The organism is Phytohabitans maris, assembly GCF_031085175.1.
GTDB lineage: Bacteria > Actinomycetota > Actinomycetes > Mycobacteriales > Micromonosporaceae > Phytohabitans > Phytohabitans maris.
Genome location: NZ_JAVHUY010000049.1, coordinates 23,738 through 45,020 on the forward strand (window position 1 = coordinate 23,738; position 21,283 = coordinate 45,020).

The 21,283-nt window shown below is 72.0% G+C and carries 19 protein-coding genes; 11 read left to right on the forward strand and 8 right to left on the reverse strand.

The features are described 5' to 3' along the window. From RB614_RS36240 to RB614_RS36275, 8 genes are all read right to left on the reverse strand, one after another. The gene (locus RB614_RS36240) at positions 1–1,086 is read right to left on the reverse strand and encodes a WxL protein peptidoglycan domain-containing protein (RefSeq protein WP_308717260.1); all 1,086 of its coding nucleotides are present in this window, start codon (positions 1,084–1,086) and stop codon (positions 1–3) included. Between the two features lie 20 nt (positions 1,087–1,106). Next, positions 1,107–2,546 carry a choice-of-anchor M domain-containing protein gene (locus tag RB614_RS36245; RefSeq protein WP_308717217.1) on the reverse strand — a complete coding sequence of 480 codons (1,440 nt, stop codon included), beginning with the start codon at positions 2,544–2,546 and terminating at the stop codon, positions 1,107–1,109. 132 nt (positions 2,547–2,678) lie between these two features. Then, on the reverse strand, positions 2,679–3,179 hold the full coding sequence (locus RB614_RS36250; protein WP_308717218.1) for a winged helix-turn-helix domain-containing protein: 501 nt from the start codon (positions 3,177–3,179) through the stop codon (positions 2,679–2,681). 63 nt (positions 3,180–3,242) lie between these two features. Then, complete coding sequence (locus RB614_RS36255) at positions 3,243–4,091, reverse strand: anchored repeat-type ABC transporter permease subunit (protein WP_308717219.1); 849 nt, start codon at positions 4,089–4,091, stop codon at positions 3,243–3,245. Continuing rightward, entirely contained in the window at positions 4,091–4,855 is a 765-nt protein-coding gene (locus tag RB614_RS36260) for an anchored repeat-type ABC transporter ATP-binding subunit (protein WP_308717220.1), read from the reverse strand. The genes RB614_RS36255 and RB614_RS36260 overlap by 1 nt, the downstream gene beginning before the upstream one ends. After that, the gene (locus RB614_RS36265) at positions 4,852–5,754 is read right to left on the reverse strand and encodes a choice-of-anchor M domain-containing protein (protein ID WP_428983177.1); all 903 of its coding nucleotides are present in this window, start codon (positions 5,752–5,754) and stop codon (positions 4,852–4,854) included. The genes RB614_RS36260 and RB614_RS36265 overlap by 4 nt, the downstream gene beginning before the upstream one ends. Continuing rightward, on the reverse strand, positions 5,751–7,295 hold the full coding sequence (locus RB614_RS36270; RefSeq protein WP_308717222.1) for an anchored repeat ABC transporter, substrate-binding protein: 1,545 nt from the start codon (positions 7,293–7,295) through the stop codon (positions 5,751–5,753). Before RB614_RS36270 ends, RB614_RS36265 begins: the two co-directional genes overlap by 4 nt. Before the next feature lie 501 nt (positions 7,296–7,796). After that, positions 7,797–8,936, reverse strand: coding sequence for a pyridoxal phosphate-dependent aminotransferase (locus tag RB614_RS36275; RefSeq protein WP_308717223.1), 1,140 nt, complete (start codon positions 8,934–8,936; stop codon positions 7,797–7,799). Between the two features lie 210 nt (positions 8,937–9,146). On the opposite strand from RB614_RS36275, the gene RB614_RS36280 reads away from it, so the two are divergent. From RB614_RS36280 to RB614_RS36330, 11 genes are all read left to right on the forward strand, one after another. Beyond that, the gene (locus tag RB614_RS36280; RefSeq protein WP_308717224.1) at positions 9,147–9,995 is read left to right on the forward strand and encodes an ABC transporter substrate-binding protein; all 849 of its coding nucleotides are present in this window, start codon (positions 9,147–9,149) and stop codon (positions 9,993–9,995) included. Beyond that, positions 9,995–10,915, forward strand: a complete 921-nt coding sequence (locus RB614_RS36285) for an amino acid ABC transporter permease (protein WP_308717225.1) — start codon at positions 9,995–9,997, stop codon at positions 10,913–10,915. Before RB614_RS36280 ends, RB614_RS36285 begins: the two co-directional genes overlap by 1 nt. Beyond that, the gene (locus RB614_RS36290; RefSeq protein WP_308717226.1) at positions 10,894–11,664 is read left to right on the forward strand and encodes an amino acid ABC transporter ATP-binding protein; all 771 of its coding nucleotides are present in this window, start codon (positions 10,894–10,896) and stop codon (positions 11,662–11,664) included. The genes RB614_RS36285 and RB614_RS36290 overlap by 22 nt, the downstream gene beginning before the upstream one ends. A gap of 3 nt (positions 11,665–11,667) precedes the next feature. Beyond that, the gene (locus RB614_RS36295) at positions 11,668–12,954 is read left to right on the forward strand and encodes a winged helix-turn-helix domain-containing protein (RefSeq protein ID WP_308717227.1); all 1,287 of its coding nucleotides are present in this window, start codon (positions 11,668–11,670) and stop codon (positions 12,952–12,954) included. Continuing rightward, on the forward strand, positions 12,947–13,771 hold the full coding sequence (locus tag RB614_RS36300; RefSeq protein WP_308717228.1) for a hypothetical protein: 825 nt from the start codon (positions 12,947–12,949) through the stop codon (positions 13,769–13,771). The genes RB614_RS36295 and RB614_RS36300 overlap by 8 nt, the downstream gene beginning before the upstream one ends. Further along, on the forward strand, positions 13,768–14,748 hold the full coding sequence (locus RB614_RS36305; protein WP_308717229.1) for a hypothetical protein: 981 nt from the start codon (positions 13,768–13,770) through the stop codon (positions 14,746–14,748). The genes RB614_RS36300 and RB614_RS36305 overlap by 4 nt, the downstream gene beginning before the upstream one ends. Positions 14,749–14,805: 57 nt before the next feature. Beyond that, positions 14,806–16,869: a hydantoinase/oxoprolinase family protein gene (locus tag RB614_RS36310; RefSeq protein WP_308717230.1), complete on the forward strand. Its 2,064-nt coding sequence runs from the start codon at positions 14,806–14,808 to the stop codon at positions 16,867–16,869. Then, positions 16,866–17,768, forward strand: coding sequence for a U32 family peptidase (locus RB614_RS36315; RefSeq protein ID WP_308717231.1), 903 nt, complete (start codon positions 16,866–16,868; stop codon positions 17,766–17,768). Before RB614_RS36310 ends, RB614_RS36315 begins: the two co-directional genes overlap by 4 nt. Before the next feature lie 8 nt (positions 17,769–17,776). Further along, positions 17,777–19,333 (forward strand): hydantoinase B/oxoprolinase family protein, encoded by a 1,557-nt coding sequence (locus RB614_RS36320; protein WP_308717232.1) that lies wholly within the window; start codon positions 17,777–17,779, stop codon positions 19,331–19,333. Beyond that, the gene (locus RB614_RS36325) at positions 19,330–19,950 is read left to right on the forward strand and encodes a DUF1989 domain-containing protein (RefSeq protein WP_308717233.1); all 621 of its coding nucleotides are present in this window, start codon (positions 19,330–19,332) and stop codon (positions 19,948–19,950) included. The genes RB614_RS36320 and RB614_RS36325 overlap by 4 nt, the downstream gene beginning before the upstream one ends. A 209-nt stretch (positions 19,951–20,159) precedes the next feature. Then, entirely contained in the window at positions 20,160–21,257 is a 1,098-nt protein-coding gene (locus RB614_RS36330; protein WP_308717234.1) for an FAD-dependent monooxygenase, read from the forward strand. The last annotated feature ends 26 nt before the right edge of the window (positions 21,258–21,283 follow it).

The window sequence follows — 21,283 nt, forward strand, 5'->3', positions numbered from 1 at the left end:
TCAGGTCCCTCGTGGTTGGGTGGTGTTGGCTTCGGACAGTTCCAGGTCCGCCTCCGAGGCGGTTGCCGCCGCTTCGGCGCGGCCCTGCTCACGAGCGGCGGCCAGCGCGCGGGCGCGGGCGCGTCGCCGGTAGCGCACCAGCCACACCGCGGCGGCCAGCGCAAGCAGCAGCACGGCCTGCGGCCATGGCCACGCCCACACGGACGTCCGGCCGGTGATGTCGGAGACCGGAGCGCTGGCGTTCACGGGTACCGGGGTCAGGTGAAGGTCCACGCCGAGGCGAAACAGCGGGGGGACGCGCCGGACGGTGGTGGTCACGGTCTGCTCGCCGCCGGGCAGGATCTCGGGCAGGGCGGCCGCATCGACTCCACGGCGGCCGAGGCCGAACGGGCCGGCGACCTCCACGCGGGGCGTGCCGGTGAGCCGGACGTTGCCGGTGTTGCGCACCCGGTAGGTGGCCGTCACGGTGCCGCCGGCGAACGGGTTGAGGGTGCCGTCGTAGCCGGTGTCGAGCCGCTCCACGGTGAACGCGGGCGCGAGCTCGCCGGTCACTCGCAGGTAGATCCGGGAGCCGACCCGCCGGTCGACCCGCACCCGGTTGCCGCCCGCGTCGGTGCCGGGCTCGGCGATCGACGCGACGATCCCACCGGCGTGGTCGCCGGGTGTGGCGTTGCGCGGCACGGTCACCTGGAACGGTACGTCCACTCTGGACTTGGACGGGATCACCAGCCGCCGGTACCGCGGCTCGAACGCCACCCACGTGCCGACATCGGTCGGCTTCCGCGCGGCCGGCAGCAGGTCGAAGCCCCCACTCGCCGTGGTGAACGCGTCGCTGGCGTACAGGTCGACGGTGATCGGCGAACCGGAGTAGTTGGAGACGCCGGCGTAGTCGGTCAGCTCGGCGCCCGGGTCCAGCTTGTACGTGAAGGCCGCCCGCCCATCCGGCCCCTTTCGGCTGGAGGGTGCCACGCCCCAGGTGAGCGCCTCGGCCCCGGCCGCCGGCGCCGGGGTCGAGGGTGCCGGGGTGGGTGCGGGAGCGGCGGCGGCCGCCCCGGCCGGCAGTACGCCAGCCAGGACGGCCACCATCGTGATCAGTACGCGCACGGCTAGATCGCGGTCAGCGTCAACGTCGCCGTGTACGTGCCGGCCCCGGTCTCGGTCGGCAGCTCCAGCCGCAGCTCCGCACCGAGCTGGGCGGTGCCGCGACCACTGCCGGCCGGAGCCGAGCCGAGCACCGCACCACCGGCGATACCGTTACCGGAGGTAAACCCCGAAGGCGCGACCGGACCGGCCACCACGCCCTGCCCGGCGGCCTGGTTGACGACTTGCGGCGTCCAGCCCAGGTACTTGCCGCCGAAGCTGCCGCCGCCCTCGGCGGTGAAGGCGGAGACCTGCCCGGAGGCGTTCCAGCCCGGCTTGGCGGCGCGGGTGTCGGTGACGGTCACCGGGCGCAGCGCCCCGGCCGCCTCCAACCGGTCACCCGCGGCGCCGAGGGTCGTGGCCGGCAGCGCGACGGTGCGGTCGTCCGGGTCGACGCTGAGCACCAGCGCGCCGTCCGCCTCCCGGACCGTCGCGACGATCGACTGGCTGCCAGCCGGGTCACCCGGCTCGCCGCCGCCCTCCACGACGAGGGTGACCGGCGCGGCCTCGGCGACCGGGTTGTGGTCCTCGTCGTAGAGCACCGCCTTGTACTGGCAGCCGTCCAATGCCTCGGTCGCGGTGAACGAGTACGCGAAGGTGGCCTCCCCCGGGACCACCGCGAAGTCGGCCGCGCCCGGGCACTTGCTGAACCAGTGGTAGTGGTCCAGTTCCGTCTCCGGGGTCTGCAACGCCACCAGGTTGACCTGCTGGCCGGGCGTGTAGCTGTCCTCGAGCCCGTAGATGTCCAGCGCCACCTCCGGGTCCGGGTCCGGCTCGGTGAGCTCGCCGACCACGAACGTGTAGTCGGTCACCGGGCTGGACACCGGCGTGCCGTCGGTCAGCGTCGCGGTCGCCTGAAACTTCAGCGTGTACCGGCCGGTCGCGCTGAAAGCCCAGTTGGCGTGGGCGTGCACGTGGTCACCGACCACGGTCACGTCCGGCAGGCCGTCGTCGCTGCGGAAGACCACCCGCGCCTGGCCGAAGGCGTCGTTGACGAACACCGAGACCCGGCCCGGCCCGTCGACACCGACCAGGCTCAGGTTGATGTTCCCGCCGGCGAAGGTGCCGGTCGGCAGGTTCAGCGTCTCCCAGCCCGGCCACAGCAGGTCCGGGTCCTGGATCTGCGGCAGGATCCACACCGGTGTGCCCGGCGTGCCGAGGAACGCGTAGCTGGGCACGTCCGGCACCGTCGTCTGCGATCCCGGCAGCGCGTGGAATGTGACGTCCGCCGGGTCTCGGGTCACCGACGGCGACACCGTGTCGTCGTGCACCTTCAACACCAGCGCGCCGCTCTCGTAGTGCACGTCGATCGCGTCCGTGTGCCCCTTGGAGAGCACCACCTGCTCCGCCGCCAGCGCCGCGGACGGCGCGATCAGGGACGCCGCCACGACCGTCGCGGCCGCCACCGCCACCGCCAGCGGCCGGTGTATCGGTCTTGTTCGGGTTCTCAAATCCTCCCCCAAGCCAGTTATTGGAAATGAATTCCAATCTCGTTAGACGTGTGGGAACGTAACACGGGCTCAGATGGGCTGTCGAGGTCAGGTTTCACGAATCACGATCGCGACCGTTTCGTCGTGCAGCCGATAGCCGACCCGGTACACCGTCGCGACGACCGGCTGACCCGTCTTGACCCGCAACCGTCTGATATGGACATCGACGGTGCGTTGGCTCGCGTACTCATGCCCCCAGACAAAGGACAGCAACTGGGCGCGGGTGAAGACGCGTCGCGGATGCTCGACGAAGAACAGCAACAGGTCGAACTCACGCCGGGTCAGGCCAAGAGCCTCCTCGCCCCGCTTCACCACCCGCGACCCGGGAAAGAGCCGCAGGGCGTCGCCGGCGACGGCACCGGTATGAGCCGTCGACAGCGAGCGCAGCGCTTGCATCAGCCGAGGAACACTGGCCGGGCCGGCCAGTCCGGCGAGCGTGACGTGGATGCCACCACCGCGGACGCCGCGGCGCACGACGACCCGGACACGGTCGGCGCGGGTGGTGGCGCCGGCGACACGGCCGCGACGATCCACGTTCAGCCGAACCATCGCCGCCCACCCGGTTTGGTCAGTCTTCGCATCGTGCCTCCTTCGAGCGAGGTGCGTGATCGGCTAGAAGACGTAGCGGGCGAGCAGTCCGTGCCGCGGTGCCGCGAGCCAGGCGGCGAGGAAGGCGGCGGTGAGCACGAGCACGATGGTGCCGCCGACCGGCAGGTCCCAGGACCAGGAGACGTAGAGGCCGACCAGCGCGCCGAGGCCGCCGATCGCCGGGGCGAGGACCATCATCACGGCGAGCCGGTCGGTCAGCAGCCGGGCCGTGGCGGCCGGCGTGACCAGCAGGGCCAGCACCAGCACGTTGCCGATGGTCCGCACCGAGATGACGACGGCGAGCGTGACCAGCACGTACAGCACCAGGTCGAGCCGGAACACCGCAAGCCCCATCGCCCGGGCCGACTCCCGGTCCAGCGACACCGCCACGAACTCCTTGTGCAGCAACAGGATCGCCAGCAGGATCACCAGGCCGGTCCCACCGACCACGTACACGTCCTCGTCCGGGATACCGGTGATCGAGCCGAACAGGAACTGCTGCAACGAGCCGGCGTACCCGGGCGCCCGGGAGATGACCACGATGCCGAGGGCGAACGCGGCCACGAAGAACACGCCGATGACCGAGTCCTCCTTCAGCCGCCGCTGCTGCGCGAAGACCGCCACCAGCACGGCGGTCAGCACGCCGGCGACCGTACCGCCGAGCACCAGGTTGCCGGAGACGACGAACGCGACCGCCAGGCCGGGAAAGACCGCGTGGGCGACCGCGTCCCCGATGAACGCCATGCCGCGCAGCACCACGTAGCAGCCGACCACACCGCACACGGTCGCCGACATCACCGCGATCAGCAGCGCCTTGCCCAGGAACGCCAGGTCCGGGTTGAACAGGTCGGCGACGAAGTCCGCGGGCGACATCAGGCACCCACCGTCTCCGGCTCGCCGGCCGCGGCCGACTCCGCACTCAGCCCCAGCGCGGTGAACAGATGGCTGCGCTCACCCACCTCGAACGTCTCCATCCACACCCGACGGTCCCGCAGCTCGCCGGGCGGGCCGTCGGCGATGACGGTGCGGTTGAGCAGGATCAGCCGGTCGCAGTCGTGCACCGCCGCCGCGAGGTCGTGGGTGGCCATCAGCACCGCCCGCTCCCGGGCGAGGGTCGCGAACAGGTCGCCGAGCAGCTCCTGGGTCGGCATGTCCAGCCCGGCGTACGGCTCGTCCAGCAGCAGCACCTCCGGGCGCAGCGCCAAGGCCCGGGCGACCAGGACCCGTTGGCGCTGCCCGCCGGAGAGCTCGCCGACCGGGCGGCGGCGCAGGTCGGCCAGGCGTACCCGCTCCAGTGCCTCCCCGACCGCCCGCCAGTCGGCCACACCGGGCCGGCGCAGCAGCCCGATCCGGCCGGTACGTCCACTGAGGACGGCCTGCTCCACGCTGATCGGGAAGTCCCAGGTGAACTCGTGCCGCTGCGGCACGTACCCGACCGTGGCGGTGCCGCCGACCGAGATCGTGCCAACCTTGGCCCGGACCAGGCCGAGCACGCACCGCAGCAGGGTGGTCTTGCCGGCACCGTTCGGGCCGAGCAGCCCCACCAGTTGCCCAACCTCGACGCTCATCCGCACGTCGCGCAGCACCGGCCGCCCGCCGAGGTCGACGTGCAGGTCCGCCACCGACAGCACACTCACGCGCTCTCCTCCTGATCCAGAGCACGGCGCCGGATCCGCGCGCCGCGCACCAGGACCCAGATCAGCGCCACCACGAGCACAGCACCGGCACCCACCAGCACACCGACGAGAAGAGGCGAGCCGCCGTCGTCGGGCTCGGCCACCGCGGCCGGGCTCGGCGTCGCGCCGGTGCCGGGCAGGCTTCCGGTGTACACGGCGGTGAACGCGTCATCGACCGGCGTGCTGTCGCCGACCGCGATCCGCAGCGTCTCCCGCCCGGTCACCTGCTTGCCGTCCAGCAGTTCGGCGGTGAACTCGACGGCGACCAGGTACACACCCGGCTTGGCGAAAATCCAGTTGGCGTGGGTGTGCGTGTTCGTCTCCACCCACAACGGCTGCGGGAACGGCTTCGTCGAGTCCCACAGCACCTGCGGCGCGCCGAGGTTGCCCGACTGCAGGTAGACGACCACACCGCCCGGACCCTGCACGCCGAGCAGGTTCATCGTCACGCCCCGGGAGATGGCCGCCATGACGCCCGGATCCTGGGTGTTCCAGCCGACCCACACCACGTCCTGGTTCTGCGTCTGCGGCACCACATGTACCGGCGTACCCGGCGGCTGGCCGACGAACGCGTACGCCGGATCGTCCGGCACCCGCTCGACCGCCGCGTCCCGCACCCGAAGCACCACATCGGACAGCTTGCGCCACACCGGCGGTACCGCCGTGTCGTCGTGGATCTGGATGGTCCAGTCGCCGTCGCGGTAGCGCGGGCCGAGGTCCACGTGTCCCTTCTCCAGCACGGCCCGGCCGGAGGCCACCGACTGATTGGGGTCGAGGGTCTGGGTCAGCCCGTCCGGCGCCGGGGTCGGCGCGACAGCCAGCGTCGCCGCGGTCAGGACGGCCACTATCGAGTTCGTCAACTGAGACATTCCTTAAGCGAGTCGGCGTTGAAGCGCATCATCCGTACGTAGGTGTCGACGTCCTGGTCGAACGCGTCGCCGTAGATCGGGCAGACCCGCACGCCCTGCTCCTTGGCCACCTCGACCAACGTGGACGATCGAGCGCGCAGGTTGGGTTCGAGGAAGACGGCCCGTACCCGCAGGTTGCGGATCGTCTCGGTGAGCTTGACCCGGTCGGCCAGGCTCGGCTCGACGGCCGGGTTGGGCGTGACGAAGCCGGCTACCGGGATGCCGTACGCGTGCGCCAGGTAGCCGAACGCGTCGTGCGTGGTCACCAGGTACCGGCTCGCCGGCGGGATCGACGCGATCGTCTCCGCCACATAGGTGTCCAATGTGGTCAGCTCAGCCAGGTAGGCGTCCGCGTTGCGCCGGTACTCCATCGCCCCGGCCGGATCCACCCCGATCAGCGTGTCCCGGATCAGCTCCACATAGGACTGCGCGTTGCCGACGTCCTGCCACAGGTGCGGGTCGATCTCGCCGTGCACGTGCCGGCCGAGCACCGCCTGCGGCAGCTGGTACACCTTGTCACCCGGCCGCCCCAGAAACCGGTACCCCCGGCCGGACGGCACCTGCTTGAGCGCCTTGGTCGGCACCTCGATCACCGTGCTGGCCGGGTCGTACACCTCCTGATGGACCTCGCCGCCGCCGTGCGGGTCGGCGTACAGGTACAGCCGCCGCTGGTCCACGTCGACCGCGATGTCCGCGTGACCGGCGCTCAGCACCGCCCCGCCGACCGAGTGCGGGTCGACCCCGACCGCGAACGTGAACGTCTGCCGCCCCAACTCCACCGGCTTCTCTCCCTGTGCGACGGCGAGCCGGGCCTCCATCGTCAGCCGGTAGACCCCAGGCTCGGTGAACGCCCAGCTCATGTGCGTGTGCGCGTCCGGCGGCAGGACGGCCGTGTCGTCCTTGTACCCATCGGCGGGGTCGAACCCGTCCGTCGAGTTGACGTAGAAGTCGGGGTCGCCGAACGACTCCGTCAGGTACGCCACCAGATGGCCCGGCCCGGACACGTCCGTGGCGGACAGCAGCACGTCGGACGAACGGTTGGCTCCGTACTGGCGGCCGGTGCCCCGCACCCGCATGCCCAGCCAGACCGTGTCGAGCGAGGCGTCCTCCACCAAGGGAATGACCTCGGCGGCGTACTTGGTGGCGCCCTCGGCGAGCGAGATGTTCGGCACGCCGCCGCGCAGGTTGGCGTCCAGGGCCTTGATGACGTTCTGCGCCTCCAGCAGCAGGTAGTTGCTGAACGCCACGTCCGCGTAGACCACGTTGCGCACATCTCGCAGCGTCGGCTCGTAGGCGTGCGCGTCGGCGTTGTCCGGCACGATCGAGTCGACCACCACCCGATTGCCGCCGACGTTGCGCACCAGGTCGGCCAGGATCCCCGTGGTGGTCACCACCTGCACCCGCCCGTCCGAGTCACTCAACGCCACCGGCGCCGTACACCCGGACAGGGCAACCACCGCCACGACGGCCATGGCCGACCACGGCGCCCTCATCCGCTGATCTCCTCCCCACAGCCCGCCGCAACCACGCCAGGCACTATCAGCAATGAAAACGGTTTTCGAGAGCATAACCAGTTGTCCGGCGACAGCAAAGACCCGCACATGAATCTGTGACGCAGGCAGCGAAAAGCGGGACGGGGTCACCGGTCACGGCGCACACCGCTACCGGCGGATCAAGGCGCGTCGCCGCGACCCGGCGCCCGCCGGGCGGTGGTCGTCATTGCCCGACCAGGGGATTGCCAAGCAAGATGGAAACGATTACCGTTGCGAGGTTCGCGGGATGCCATACCTCCGGTGACGTGGACCCGACCGGCGCTACCGGGCACCCCACCGATATGGTGCTCGGAGCGTCGGCTCGGACCGCATCAGGCGTTTCCCGCGACGGGGGTGCACAGCCGTTCGCGCGGCCAGCAGCTCAGTGACGCGGACGGGTTTGGCGGATCGGTTGGACGCCGCACCGTCCTAATCGGACCTTCCGCGCCCGGCCCTGGCCGGTCAACGTCCGGTGAGACGGTCCAGTTCCTGGCGCACGACGGTGATCGCGTTCACGAGTTGGGCGTCGGGTGCGGTGAGGGCGAGCCGGACGAAGCCGTCGGTGGGGGTGTAGACCTGACCGCTCGATGCGACGACGCCGCGGGCGCGAAGCGCGGCGCATACCTCGGCGCTGGTCCGGCCGGTCGGCCGGGCGTCCAGCCAGAGGTAGAAGCCGCCGAGTGCGGCGGCGGGGACCGGTGGTGCCCACGGCCCGAGGATCCGCAGCGCCGCGCCGAACCGCGCGCGGTAGATCACGGAGAGCTCGGCGCCGCGGTCCGGCAGCGACCGCAGCGCCTCGATGGCGGTCAGTTGGGCGGTGATCGGCGCGCAGCCGGCGGTGGTGCCGTGCAGCGCGGCGACCGCGACGCGAAACGAGGGGGGCGAGATCAGCGCGCCGACCCGCAGGCCGGTCATCGAGTACGTCTTGGAGAAGGTGCGCGCGGTGAAGGTGAGGTCGGCACCGCCCGCCGCCCGGGGTGTCGGGGCGCGGCCGCCGGCGAAGACGATCGACTCGTACGCCTCGTCGGAGAGGATGAACGCGTCGTGGGCGCGGACCAGGTCGACCAGGCGGCGCAGGACGGCGGCCGACGCCACCGCGCCGGTCGGGTTCGACGGTGAGTTGACCACCACGAGCCGGGCGCCGGCGCGCAGGCCGGCCTCGATCGTCTCCAGGTCGAGAAAGGCGTCCCCGGACTCTCCCTGCGGGTAGCTGAGGACCGCGACGCCGAGCCGCTCGGCCAGCACCCGGTAGTTCGGCCAGGCCGGGTCCGGAACCAAGACGGCTCCGCCGGGCACGCAGACGGCGGCGAGCGCCACGGCGACCGCTCCGGTGCCGCCGACGGTGACGACCACGTCGTCGCTGGGCGGCCGCCGCCCGTCGAGGTCAGCGGCCACCAGGTCGCGCAGGTCGGGCAGGCCCAGCTTCGGCGTGTACCCGGTGCGGCCGTCCCGGAGGCTGCGTACCGCGGTCTCGACCAGCACGGCGGGCAGCGGCTGATCCGGCTCGCCGACGCTCAGGTCCACCTCGCCGGCCCTTACCGGGCCCGCCATCATCCGGGTGACCGCGGCCGTCGCCGTATCCGTCTCGGTTCCGCTCTGCACTGTCTCCCTTTCGGCTATGTGTCGCCTGTGTGTCGGTGAGCCCGGTGCTTCAGGCGTCGGGTTTGAGTTTAGGGAGCGGAACCTGTCGGCAGTATGTCATTTCACAGCCGATGAAACGTGCGGCCCACGCCGCCGTAATGAGTTGGCAAAGAAACGAACGTCTGCTGTTCGCCGGACGCCCTCCTCCTGGCTCTGAGACGGAGTTCCCATATGCGCGCACGTCGCTTGCCCGGCCCGCTGGCCGGTGTCGTCATAGCCGTGGCCGTGGCGGCGGTCACCTCATGCTCCGCTGGTTCGCAAGAGCCCGCCGCGTCCAGCAGTTCCGGCGCTGACGCGCTGGTCGCGGCCGCCGATCCCACATTGCTGCCGTACAACTTCCTGGACGACGACGGCAAGACGTGGAAAGGGCTGAACGTCGATCTGGCGGCTGCTCTGTCCGCGAAGCTGGGCCGCGAGGTCGTTTTCCAGAGTGCCGGATTCGACACCATCATCCCCGGGCTCACCTCTGGGCGATTCGACCTCGCCCTGACCGGAATGTTCGATACGAAAGAGCGGCAGAAGACCGTCGATTTCGTCGACTACCTGGCCGCGAAGAATGACTTCCTCACCCGCGTCGGATACGCGGACATCGCTTCGATGGACGATCTGTGCGGCGTCAAGGTCGGCATTCCGAGCGGTGCCCTCGAAGCGGATCTGCTCGCCGAGGCATCGACGAAGTGCAAGACGGCGGGCAAGCCCGCGGTCGACGTCAAGGAGTTCGCCGACCTGGACGCCACCGTACTGGCGTTGATGTCCAGCCGGATCGACGTCGCGCCGAACGACTCGGCGGCGAACGCGTACATCCTGTCCCGCAACGAGGGCAAGGTGAAGACGTCGGGCGCGTACCTCAACGAGGGCTACTTCGCCGCCGCGTTTCCGAAGTCCAGCGAGCTGACCAGCCAGTTCGAGACCGCGTTCAAGGAGGTCATCGCCGACGGCGGCTACGCCAAGATACTGGCCGACTGGGGCATCCCGGACCGTGGCCTGCAAGCCCCGATCGTCAACGGGTCGCCCTTCTGATGACGAGCGTCCTCCCGAAGACCCGGCAGGACGACGAACACAGCATGGTGATCGTCCGCCGCCGGCACCCGTGGCGCTGGGCCGGCTGGGTAGCCGCCGCCGTCATCGTGGTGTCGGTAGCGGTCTCGTTTCTGACCAACCCGAACTACCAGTGGGGCATCGTCGCGGGATACCTCTTCGACCGGCGGATCCTCGACGGCCTGCTCACCACGCTCAAGCTGACCGCGGTGAGCATGGCCATCGCCACGGTGCTCGGCCTGGTCCTGGCCACGATGCGGCTGTCCGACAGCAGGCTGCTTCGGGGCATGGCCGGGGCGTACGTGTGGCTGTTCCGCGGGACGCCGATCCTGGTGCAGCTGATCCTCTGGTACAACCTGGCGATCCTGGTCCCGCAGGTACGGCTCGGCGTCCCGTCCGGACCCACGCTGTGGTCGGCGGAGACCAACGACCTGATCACCCCGTGGACCGCCGCGATCCTCGGGCTGGCGCTCAACGAGGCCGCCTACCTCGGTGAGATCATCCGTTCCGGCATCATCTCGGTCGACAAGGGACAGACCGAGGCGGCGAACGCGCTGGGCATGAGCCGCCTCGTCACGTTTCGCCGGATCGTGCTGCCGCAGGCGCTGCGGGTCATCGTCCCGCCCGCCTCCAACGAGGCGATCGGCCTGCTCAAGTACTCGTCCGTGGTGTCGGTCATCGCCCTGCCGGAGCTGCTCTACTCCGGCCAGCTCATCTACGGCCGCACGTACGAGACCATCCCGATCCTGCTCGTGGTCTGCATCTGGTACCTCGTCGTCGTCACCGCGCTGACGATGCTCGAGTCCCGGCTGGAGCGCCGGCTCGGAGTCGGCTTCCGGCCCACCGGCCACGGCCTGAGTCGCGACAGGAGGTGGGCGCGATGGCTGACCGGCAACCGCTAGTGCGACTGCGGGGCATCCGCAAGCGCTTCGGTTCCCACGAGGTGCTGCGCGGCGTCGACCTGGACGTCCAGCCGGGTGAGGTGATGTGCCTGATCGGTGCCTCCGGCAGCGGCAAGTCCACGCTGCTGCGCTGCGTCAACCACCTGGAGACACCGGACAGCGGCCGGGTCGTCGTCGACGGAGACCTCGTCGGCTACACCGAGCGTGACGGGAAGCTGTACGAGCTGCCGGAGCGCCAGATCCGCGCACAGCGCGCCCGGATCGGCATGGTGTTCCAGCATTTCCACCTGTTTCCGCACCTGACCGCCCTGGAGAACGTGCGAGAGGCGCCGATGCGCGTGCACCGGCACTCCAAGGCCACCGCCACCGCCACCGCGCTCGACCTGCTCGACCGGGTCGGCCTGGCCGCGAAGGCGGACGCCTATCCCCGGCACCTGTCCGGCGGGCAGCAGCAACGCGTGGCCATCGCCCGCGGGCTGGCCATGCGCCCACAGCTCATGCTGTTCGACGAGCCGACGTCCGCGCTCGACCCGGAACTGGTCGGGGAGGTCCTCGACGTGATGCGGGACCTCGCGGCGCAGGGCATGACGATGATCGTGGTGACCCACGAGATGGGATTCGCCCGGGAGGTGGCCTCGCAGGTCGCGTTCATGTCCGACGGCCAGATCGTGGAGCGGGGCACGCCGGCCGACGTCCTGGGACGGCCGGCGCACGAGCGCACCCGGTCGTTCCTGTCGAAGGTGCTGTGACCCGTGCTCGACGCCGTCCTCAAACCTCGCGACCTCGCGGTCCTGACGCCGGCCGTACTCTGCGCCGAACCGGGCTCCGCCGCGGCCACGCTGACCGCCCGCGCCGGCCGCGACCGCTGGCCGACCGTGGTCTGCCACCAGGTCACCAGCGCCGTTCACGCGGCATCGGTCCGCGACACCCGGCTCGTGCTGGTCGGCGGCAACACGTTCACCTGGGTCCACCAGGCGGTCCGGGAGCTGCGGCTGGCCGGCTCGTTCCCGATCGCCCTGGTCGCCACCGACCTGAGCTACGACGAGGGACTGGCCCTGCTCGACCGCGGCGCCAGCCTGGTGATCGAGCGGCAGGCCACCGCCCGCGAGATGGCCGCCCGGCTGACCGCACTGTGCCGCGGCTCCGGCGCGGACGACGAGGTGAGCGTGCGCTGGCTGCACAGCGGCCGGATGCGGCTGGACCTGCGCGCCCGGCGCTGCCTGCTGGACGACGAGCCGGTGGCGCTCAGCCAGAACGAGTTCGACCTGCTCGCCTTCCTGATGAGCCACGCGCTGCAGGTGATGCCACAGCAGGACATCGTGCAGCGGGTCTGGGGATGGCGGCACGGCGACGGCGCCAACACGCTGCGCATCCACGTGGGCAGGCTGCGCCGCAAGCTCGGCGACACCCCGACCGAGCCGACCTGGATCGGGTCGGTGCGCGGGACCGGGTACCAGTTCCTGCAGCCGGTGGCCGAGCTCGGCGACGACCGCAGCGACGAACGCCTGCGCCAGTCGGTCAGCCTGCTCAACGCGCACGCCGACGCGCTCGGCGCGCTGGTCGACACACTGCTGGCCGCGCCGGATGTGACGAGCGTGGCGGAGAGCGTCGTGCAGTGGGCGGTGGCCCGCGGCTTCAGCGACGCGGCCACCGTCTTCCGGCTCGACGCCGCCGCCGCCGTGTCCAGGCTGGTCGCCTCCGCCGGGATGTCGGCCCGCTGGCGCCAGTCGATCGCGACCGGGCACCCGGTGAGCGCCGGCTTCATGGGCTCGCAGGTCTATCGCAGCGGCGAGTCCGTACAACTGCACGACATGAGCCGTCTCGCCCGGCGGTTTCCGGTGACCGCCCGGATGGCCTCGACCGAAGACCTGCACGCCTGCCTGCTGTTTCCCATCACGGTCGCCGGGCGGGTCTGGGGCGACCTGGCGTTCGTGAGCCGGACCGCACGGGCGTTCAACCCCGCCCGGGCCGCCTACCTGCGTACCGTCGCCGGTGTTGTCTCGCTGGCCCTGGCCGGACGGCCGGACGGCGATGCGTGAGTTCACCGACCACGACGTGTCCGCGCTCGTCGACGGGACCGACCTGCTCGACGAGGTGGCCCGCTGCCTGGCCGATCTGGGCCGCGGCGACGCCAGCCAGACGGCCAAGCAGACGCTGCCGCTGGCCGGCCCCGGATTCCTGCTCTCCCTGTCCGGGATCGTGCCACGGCTCGGCCTGGCCGCCACGAAGTGGGCGTCCTACGTGCCCGGCGGCGCCGGCCGGCCGGGCCGCTCCACCGCGACGGTCGTCGGCAGCGACGCCCGCACCGGTGAGCCGGTAGCGCTGATGTCCGGGATGGCGGCGACCCGGCTGCGCACCGCGGCCACCGCCGTGGCGGTGGCGCGCGCGGCCAGGCCCGGCGGCGGCCCGCGCCGGGTCACCCTGATCGGCTTCGGCCCGACCAACCGGGCCGTGCTGCGGGCCGCCCGAACCGCGTTCGCGCTCGGCGACGTCCGCGTCCTGGTGCGCTCCACGGACTCGACGAGGGCATTGGCGGCGGAAGGGATCGACGCCACGACCGACCCGGCCACGGTGGCCGGCTCGGACCTGGTCTTCTCCGCCACCGGAGCGACCGCGCCGGTGGCCGACCTGAACGATCTGGCCGCCGGCGGGATCGCGGTGAGCCTCGACGGCGACGCGACGTGGCGGCGCGATCCGGAGGTGCCGGTGTTACGCGACCACGGCCGCGCACCCGCCGTGCCGAGGCTCCTGGCCGGGCTCGAACCCGTGCCCGCCGGCCGGCTCCTGCTGGACGTCGCCGGGTGCGCGGTCACCGACGTGGCGCTGCTCGCCGTGCTGCTGGAAGCCACCCGATGAACCGGGCCGGCGGTCTGGCGCTCACGGTGGCGTCCGCGTTCTCCAGCTTTCCCAGCCCCTACTATCACCGGGTCGCGGAGGCCAGCGGGTCGCGGTGGACCACGGTCGGCCTGTTCGTGGCGCACTCCGCCGCGTCCGTCACCGCGATCGGCGCGCTCACCCGCCCGAGGCTGGCCCGGTACACCTCGGCCCGCTGGCTGCTGCCGGCGCTGCTGCTGGCCGACGCCGCCGGTGGGCTGCTGCTCGTCGTGGCCCCGACGCCGGGCGGTGCCGGCTGGCTGCTGGTAGGGCGGGTGGTGACCGGTGCCGCGCTGGGCGTCCTGACCGCGGTCGTGACCAGCCGGCTCGCCGCGCGTCGACGCGGCCCGGCCCGGGCCACAGCCGCGATCTTCGGCGGGGTCGGGTGCGGGGCGGTACTGGCCGGCACGCTGGCCGCGGTCGGCCTGCCCCGGCCCGCGGTCTTCGGCCTCGGCGCCGCCGCCCTGCTCGCCGCGGCGATCGCCGCGCCGCGTGAGGCCGGGACCGTGGTGTCCTCCCGGCCCGCGCGCGCCCGCATCGCCGCCGCGCCGGCGCTGCTGGCCTTCTCGGCCAACGGTGTGCTCGGCCTGTTCACCTCGACCCTGCCGGGGCTGGTCGCGCAGCGGGCCGGCGGCGCCGAGCTGGTCGCCGGGCTCACCGCCGGGGCGGTGATGCTCTCCGCCGGCCTGGCCCGGCTGGTGCTGACCCGGATGCCGGTGGCCGTCCCGGCGGTCGCCGGAGCCCTGACCTTCGGCCTCGGCCTGCCCTCCGGCTCGGCCGGCCCGCTGCTCGCCGGTGGCGTGCTGCTGGGCCTCGCGGCCGGGCTCGCCTACGACCGCGCGCTGCTGCTGGTCCGGCGCTCCGGCGCCGGTCTGGCCCCGGTCGCCCGGGCGCAGTGGTGGGGCCAGGTCGGCCTGATCCTGCCGGTCGTGGCCTATCCCTTGGTGGTGCCGCCGTGAGACCGCCGCTCCGCCCCTGACCGTCCGCCCCTACGAACGCAGAGGAACCCCTGACGCATGCGAGTGAGCTTCGACATCGGCGGTACCTTCACCGATCTGGTGCTGCTCGACGAGCGGTCCGGCCGGGCCTGGCTGGGCAAGTGCCTGACCACCTACGACGACTTCAGCCGCGCCGTCGAGCAAGGTGTCCGGCAGGTACTCGACGCCGCCGGGGCGGCCCCCGCCGACATCGACGGCGCGGTCGCCGGCGCGACCACGCTGGTCACCAACGCGTTGATCGAACGGCGTGGGGCGGCGACCGCGCTGATCACCACCCGCGGCTTCGCGGACACCGTCGACATTGGACGGGAGTGGCGGTACGACCTGTACGACCAGCGGTTGCGGATGCCCGACCCGCTCGTGCCGCCGCGGAGCCGCTTCGAGGTCACCGAACGGCTGCTGGCCGACGGCACCGTGCACATCCCACTCGACACCGCCGAGGTCGCCCAGGTCGCGGCCCACCTGGCTGAACAAGGTATCGAGTCGGTGGCGGTCTGCCTGCTCCACTCGTACGCCAACCCGGTCCACGAGGAGATGGTCGCCAAGGTGCTCGCCGAGCACCTGCCGGGCGTGCCGGTGACGCTCTCCGGCCACCTGGTACCGGTGATCCGCGAGTACGAGCGGACGGTGACCACCCTCGCGAACGCGTACGTCCGCCCGGTCGCCGGCGAGCACTTCGCCCAGATAGAGCAGGCCATCACCCGCGCCGGCATCGACCAGCCGCTCACCCTGATGCAGTCCAACGGTGGTGTCATCGCCACCGCCGGCGCCCGCGAGTACCCGCTGCGGCTGCTGGAGTCCGGCCCGGCCGCCGGCGCGATCGGCGCCGCGCACCTCGGACGCCGCCTCGGCCTCGACCGGCTCATCGCCTTCGACATGGGCGGGACCACCGCGAAGATCTGCATCGTCGAAGGCGGCGAGCCGACCATCCACAATGGATTCGAAGTCGGCCGGGTGCACCGGCTCAAGCCGGGAAGCGGCCTGCCGGTCACCATGCCCGTCGTCGACATGCTGGAGATCGGCGCCGGCGGCGGCTCGATCGCCGCACTCGACCCGCTCGGACTGCTCAAGGTCGGCCCGCACAGCGCCGGCTCCCGCCCCGGACCGGCCGGCTACGGGCTCGGCGGTGAGCTGCCCACGGTCACCGACGCCGACATCGTGCTGGGCTACCTCGACCCGGACTACTTCCTCGGCGGCCGGATGCCCCTGGACGTCGAGGCCGCCCGCCGGGCCATGGTCGAACACCTGGGCCGCGCGTTCGGCGACGACCCGCTCGCCGCCGCGGCCGGCGTGGCACGCGTCGTCGACGAGCACATGGCGCTCGCGATGCGCGTGCACGCGACCGAACGGGGACACGACCCGCGGGCGTTCACCATGCTCGCCTTCGGCGGTGCAGCACCCGTGCACGCCGCCCGGGTGGCCCGCACGCTCGGCCTGCGCCGGGTCGTCATCCCCAGCGCCGCCGGGGTGCTGTCGGCCACCGGCCTGCTCGTGGCCGCGCCGATGGTGGAGACCTCCCGCACCCTGCTCGCCGGGCTGGCCCACTGGTCCGCCGAAGCGGCGCGGGCGACGTTCGACGCGCTGGTGGCGCAAGCCGTCGGCGAGCTCGCCGAACCGGTCGAGCGGGTGGAACGGTTCGTCGACATGCGCTACGTCGGCCAGGGATTCGAGATCGAGGTGCCGATCGAGGAGGCGGACGGCCCCGAGCGGTATCGCGAGCGGTTCGCGGCCGAGTACGAGCGGATCTACGCCGTACGCCCGCAGGAGAGCACCCCGGCCGAGGTCGTCACATGGCGCGTACGGGTCTACGGCCGGTTCGCCCGGCCGGACCTGATCCGCACCGCCGCCGAGCCGGACACCGCGCCCGGCGAAGCGCGCACCCGCGAGGTGTGGTTCCCGGAGACCGGCGTGACCACCGCGCCGGTGCTGCGCATGCGCTCGCTGCGGCCGGGTGTCCCGGTCGACGGCCCAGCCATCTTCCAACTGCCGGAGAGCACGGCCGTGATCGGTCCCGGCGACCGCGCCGAACTCGACGAGGACGGCAACCTGCACGTGGAGATCGACCTCGGGGAGGCGTCGTGACGCTCGACCGTGCCCGGCAATGGCTGACCCGGGTCGGCCTCCCCGGCGCCGACCCGGGCGACCCGGTGGCGAGCACCGCCCGGTTCGCCGACGGCGGGATGTACAAGTGGGAGGTCGCCGGCGCCCTGGACGCCGCCTCGGTGGCAGCGCTCGCCGACCGCCTCGGCGGCTTCGGCCTCCGCCTCCACCAGGCGACCAACACCGTCGGCACCATGCGCTACCTGGACGCACAGCTCACCGATCTGGTACAGACCTGCGCCGGCCTCGGCGTGCAACTGCGGATGGCGGTCGGCCCGCGCGGACTGTTCGACATCGGCGGGCAGAAGCTCGCCAGCGGCGTGGTCGCCGCGGCCAGCGCCTACCGGCTGCGCGGCACCGACCAGCTCGCCCAGGCCGTCGACGACGTCGCACACGCCAGCGACCTCGGGATCCGCGGCTTCCTCGTCTTCGACGAAGGGCTGCTCACCGTCCTCGCCCGGCTACGCGCCAGCGGGCTGCTGCCGGCCGGTACGCGACTCAAGGCGTCGTCCAACATGGGCGCGGCGAACCCGGCCCACGTGCGGCTGCTGGCCGAGGCCGGGGCCGACTCGGTCAACGTGCAGCGGGACCTGGACGTGCGGATGCTGGCCGCGATCCGGGCCGCCACCCCGGCCGCCCTCGACGTACACACCGACAACCCGCGCAGCACCGGCGGGTTCGTGCGCGGCTACGACGTGCCCGAGATCGTCCGGGTCGCCGCTCCCGTCTACCTGAAGTCCGGCAACGCCGCGCAGGACTTCTCCGACGAGGCACCCTCCGCCCGGCAGATCGACGCGATCGCCCACCAGATCCTGCTCGACGACCAGCTGCTGCGACGGATGTTTCCGGCGGCCGTCGCGTCCGACCGAGCCGAGTTCTAGGAGCAATGATGACCACCTGGGATGCCGCCACCCTGCAGATCGTGTGGCAACGCCTGATCTCGGTCGCCGACGAGATGGCCGCGGTCCTGCTGCGCACCGCGTTCAGCTCGGTGGTGCGCGAGTCCAACGACCTGGCCTGCGCGGTGCTGACCGCGGATGGCCAACTGTTGGTCGAGTACGGCCGGTCCGTGCCGGTCTTCACCGGCACGGTCGCCGACACCGCCACGGCCATGGTCGCCCACATCGGAGTCGAAAACCTGCGCCCCGGGGACGTACTCGCCACCAACGACCCATGGTTCGGCAACACGCACCTGCCCGATCTCACCGCGGTGACACCGGTCTTCCGGGACGGCAGGATCATCGCGTACGTCGCCAGCATCTGCCACCTGTCCGACATCGGCGGCGCCTCCGAGGGCGCCTTCGCCCAGGACCTCTACGAGGAAGGCTTCTGCCTGCCACCGGTGAAGCTGGTCGAGCGGGGCGTACCGAACCAGCCGATCCGCACGATCCTGGCCCGTAACGTCCGGGTTCCGATCCAGGTCCTCGGCGACGTGGACGCGCTCGTCGCGGCGAACGCCCTCGGCGTCCGGCGGCTCACGCAGATGCTCGACGACGACCCCGCCCTGGACCTGGCCGAGGCGGCGGAGCACATCTGCGCGGCCACCGAGCGGGCCGTACGCGAGTCGATCAGCCGCATCCCCGACGGCCGGTACCCGGCCGAGATCGACCTGGACGGCTTCGAGGAACCCAAGACGATCATGGTGACCGTCGAGGTGACCGGCGACGAGATCGTGGTCGACTACACCGGCACCTCGCCGCAGAGCCGCTTCGGGATCAACTCGGCCTCACCCACCCTCGGCTACACCCGGTATGGGCTCGCCTGCCTGCTCGCCCCGGACGTACCCAACAACGAAGGCGCCCGCCGCCCGATCACCATCCGGGTGCCGCACGGCTCCCTGCTCAACCCCACCAGGGCGGCGGCGGTGAGCGCGAACTTCCCGGCGCACGCCATCCCGGCGGTACTGTCCCGCGCGCTGCTCGGGCCGCTGCCGGAGCGGGTGGCCGCGGCCGCCGGAACCCCGTTCTGGGTGATCGGCCTGCGCGGGGAGGGCGCGAACGGTCCGTTCGCCTCCCTGCTCTGCTTCAACGGCGGGCAGGGCGCCTCCCGGGGCCAGGCCGGCTACCCCACGCTCAGCACCCCCAGCAACGTGTCCAACACACCGGTCGAGGTCATCGAGAGCCAGACACCGGTACTGGTGGAAAGCAAACGGATCGTGCGCGGTTCGGGCGGTGCCGGTCGGTGGGCCGGCGGCGAAGGCCAGGAAGTGGTGATCCGCTCCCGGCACGACGACCCGCTGGACGTCATCTTCCTGACCGAGCGCATCGACCATCCCGCACCCGGCCTCGCCGGCGGGGCCGACGGCGCCCCGGGACGGCTCCTCATCGACGGCGTCGACGTGGCCGACCCGAAAGGCCGTACCGCCCTGCGGCCCGGCTCCCGCATCCTGCTCCGCACCCCCGGCGGCGGTGGCTACGGCACCAGCTCTGAGGAGACCACGCGATGACCGACCTGACGACCGACTGGGCCGCCCCGGGCACCACGGTCCTCGACCCGAAGGGCCGCCTGGCACTGAAGATGCGAGCCGGCCAGCGGCTGACGATCGTCGACATCAAGGGACAGCAGGTGATGGACTTCATCGCGGCCATGGTCGAGGATCCGGACGAGCGGCTCTCCGCCATGTTCACCCGGGTCAGCTCCGGCAAGTGGGACCTCAAAGAGGGATACACCATCTACAGTGACCGGTGCAGGCCGATGATGCGGGTCGTCCACGACGACAACGGCATCCACAACATGACCGGCGGATACTGCACCCAATACTCCAACGCGATCCGCTACGGCGTACTGGAGACCTGGGGCTGCCTGGACAACCTCGAAGGCGACTGGCGCGAGCTGGGCCTGGACGTCACGAAGATCAATCCCGACCAGTGCATCTCGCTGTTCATGAACATCCTGCATCACCCGGACGGCCGCATGGAAATCGTCGAACCGACCACCAGGCCGGGCGACAAAATCACCCTCGAAATCCTGGCCGACCTGTACGTCGGACTCTCCAACTGCCCCGAGGAACACAACCCCTGCAACGCGTTCCACGTCACCGAGATGGCCGTCATCGTGGAGTGAGGCACCGGCCGGCCGGCGGCCCGCAGAGCGGGTGCGGACGCGCGGATGCCCAAGGCGACACCGCAGACGACCGCGCCAGCGCGGAAACCCGCAACGCCATCCCGCCGACCCCCTGGCCAGAGCTGCCGCCCGCGAACGGGACGTGGAGGTCTGGTGGAGATGTCGTGTGCACGGCGATGCCGCGGTACCGGCGCCGATACGGTCGGCGCATGGAGACCGTGGACGTGCTCGTCGTCGGCGCGGGTCTCGCCGGCCTCCACACCGCGTACCTGCTCGCCCGGCAGGGGTTCGACGTCGTTGTCTGCGAGCGGCGCGGCAGCCTGGCGACCGGCATCCGCACGACCGGCATCTTCGTCCGCCGTACCCTGGACGACTTCGCGCTGCTGGAGCCGCACCTCGGCCCGCCGGTGCGCCGCGTCCTGCTCCACCCGCCGTCGCTGCGCTCCCCGGTCGAGCTGGTCAGCTCCCGCGACGAGTTCCGGGTCGCCGACATGCCGGGCGTTTACGCCGAGGCGCTGTCCCGCGCCCGGCGGGCCGGCGCCCGGATCCGGCTCGGCGTGCCCTACCCGGTGACCGGTCTCGCCGCCCGCTTCACCGTCGGCGCCGACGGCGCGCGGTCGACGGTCGCCCGGCGCCTCGGGCTCGACGTCAACCGCGCCTTCATCGTCGGCATCGAAGACGTGTACCCGGTAGCGGGCTCCGGCGCACCGCCGACGTTCCACTGTGTACTGGACCCGCGCCTGGCGCCCGGATACCTCGCCTGGGTCGTCGACGACGGCCGCCACGCCCACGTCGGCCTCGCCGGAGACCCGGAGCACCTCGCCGGCCCGCTCCCCCGGCTGCTGCGCGCGTTCGCCGCCCGGTTTCCGGACCTGCCGGTGCCGGCGGGTCCGGTGCGCCGCCGCGGCGGGGTGATCCCGGTCGGCGGCGTGCTCCGCCGGCTGGCCTGCCCGCAGGGGCTCCTCGTCGGCGACGCGGCCGGCGCGGTGTCGCCGCTGACGGCCGGCGGGCTCGACCCGAGCCTGCGCATGTCAGAGCTGGCCGCCGCGGTCACCGGCGACTACCTCCGCACCGGCGACCCCGCGACGCTCGGCCGGTACGACGGCGCCGCGCTCCGGGCCCGCTTCCGCGGCCGGCTCCTGCTGCGCCGCGCGTACTCCCTGGTGCGGGTGCCCGCCGCGGCCAGCGTCGCCTGCGGCCTGCTCCGCACACCGCCGGGCCGGGCCGCCGCGTCCCGCGTACTCTTCGGCGACGGCTCCTTCCCCGACCCGGCCGGCCGCCACCAGCGCCTCCCCGCCCACCCCTGAACGCGCCCGGCGGGGACGATCGGGCC

Bases quoted from the DNA above. Each gene is read 5' to 3' on its own strand.
- RB614_RS36305 (WP_308717229.1), top strand. From the start codon at position 13,768: ATGAACCGGGCCGGCGGTCTGGCGCTCACGGTGGCGTCCGCGTTCTCC.
- RB614_RS36330 (WP_308717234.1), top strand. From the start codon at position 20,160: ATGGAGACCGTGGACGTGCTCGTCGTCGGCGCGGGTCTCGCCGGCCTC.
- RB614_RS36310 (WP_308717230.1), top strand. From the start codon at position 14,806: ATGCGAGTGAGCTTCGACATCGGCGGTACCTTCACCGATCTGGTGCTG.
- RB614_RS36255 (WP_308717219.1), bottom strand. From the start codon at position 4,091: ATGTCGCCCGCGGACTTCGTCGCCGACCTGTTCAACCCGGACCTGGCG.
- RB614_RS36240 (WP_308717260.1), bottom strand. From the start codon at position 1,086: ATGGTGGCCGTCCTGGCTGGCGTACTGCCGGCCGGGGCGGCCGCCGCC.
- RB614_RS36320 (WP_308717232.1), top strand. From the start codon at position 17,777: ATGACCACCTGGGATGCCGCCACCCTGCAGATCGTGTGGCAACGCCTG.
- RB614_RS36290 (WP_308717226.1), top strand. From the start codon at position 10,894: ATGGCTGACCGGCAACCGCTAGTGCGACTGCGGGGCATCCGCAAGCGC.
- RB614_RS36270 (WP_308717222.1), bottom strand. From the start codon at position 7,295: ATGAGGGCGCCGTGGTCGGCCATGGCCGTCGTGGCGGTGGTTGCCCTG.
- RB614_RS36300 (WP_308717228.1), top strand. From the start codon at position 12,947: ATGCGTGAGTTCACCGACCACGACGTGTCCGCGCTCGTCGACGGGACC.
- RB614_RS36250 (WP_308717218.1), bottom strand. From the start codon at position 3,179: ATGGTTCGGCTGAACGTGGATCGTCGCGGCCGTGTCGCCGGCGCCACC.
- RB614_RS36325 (WP_308717233.1), top strand. From the start codon at position 19,330: ATGACCGACCTGACGACCGACTGGGCCGCCCCGGGCACCACGGTCCTC.
- RB614_RS36280 (WP_308717224.1), top strand. From the start codon at position 9,147: ATGCGCGCACGTCGCTTGCCCGGCCCGCTGGCCGGTGTCGTCATAGCC.
- RB614_RS36285 (WP_308717225.1), top strand. From the start codon at position 9,995: ATGACGAGCGTCCTCCCGAAGACCCGGCAGGACGACGAACACAGCATG.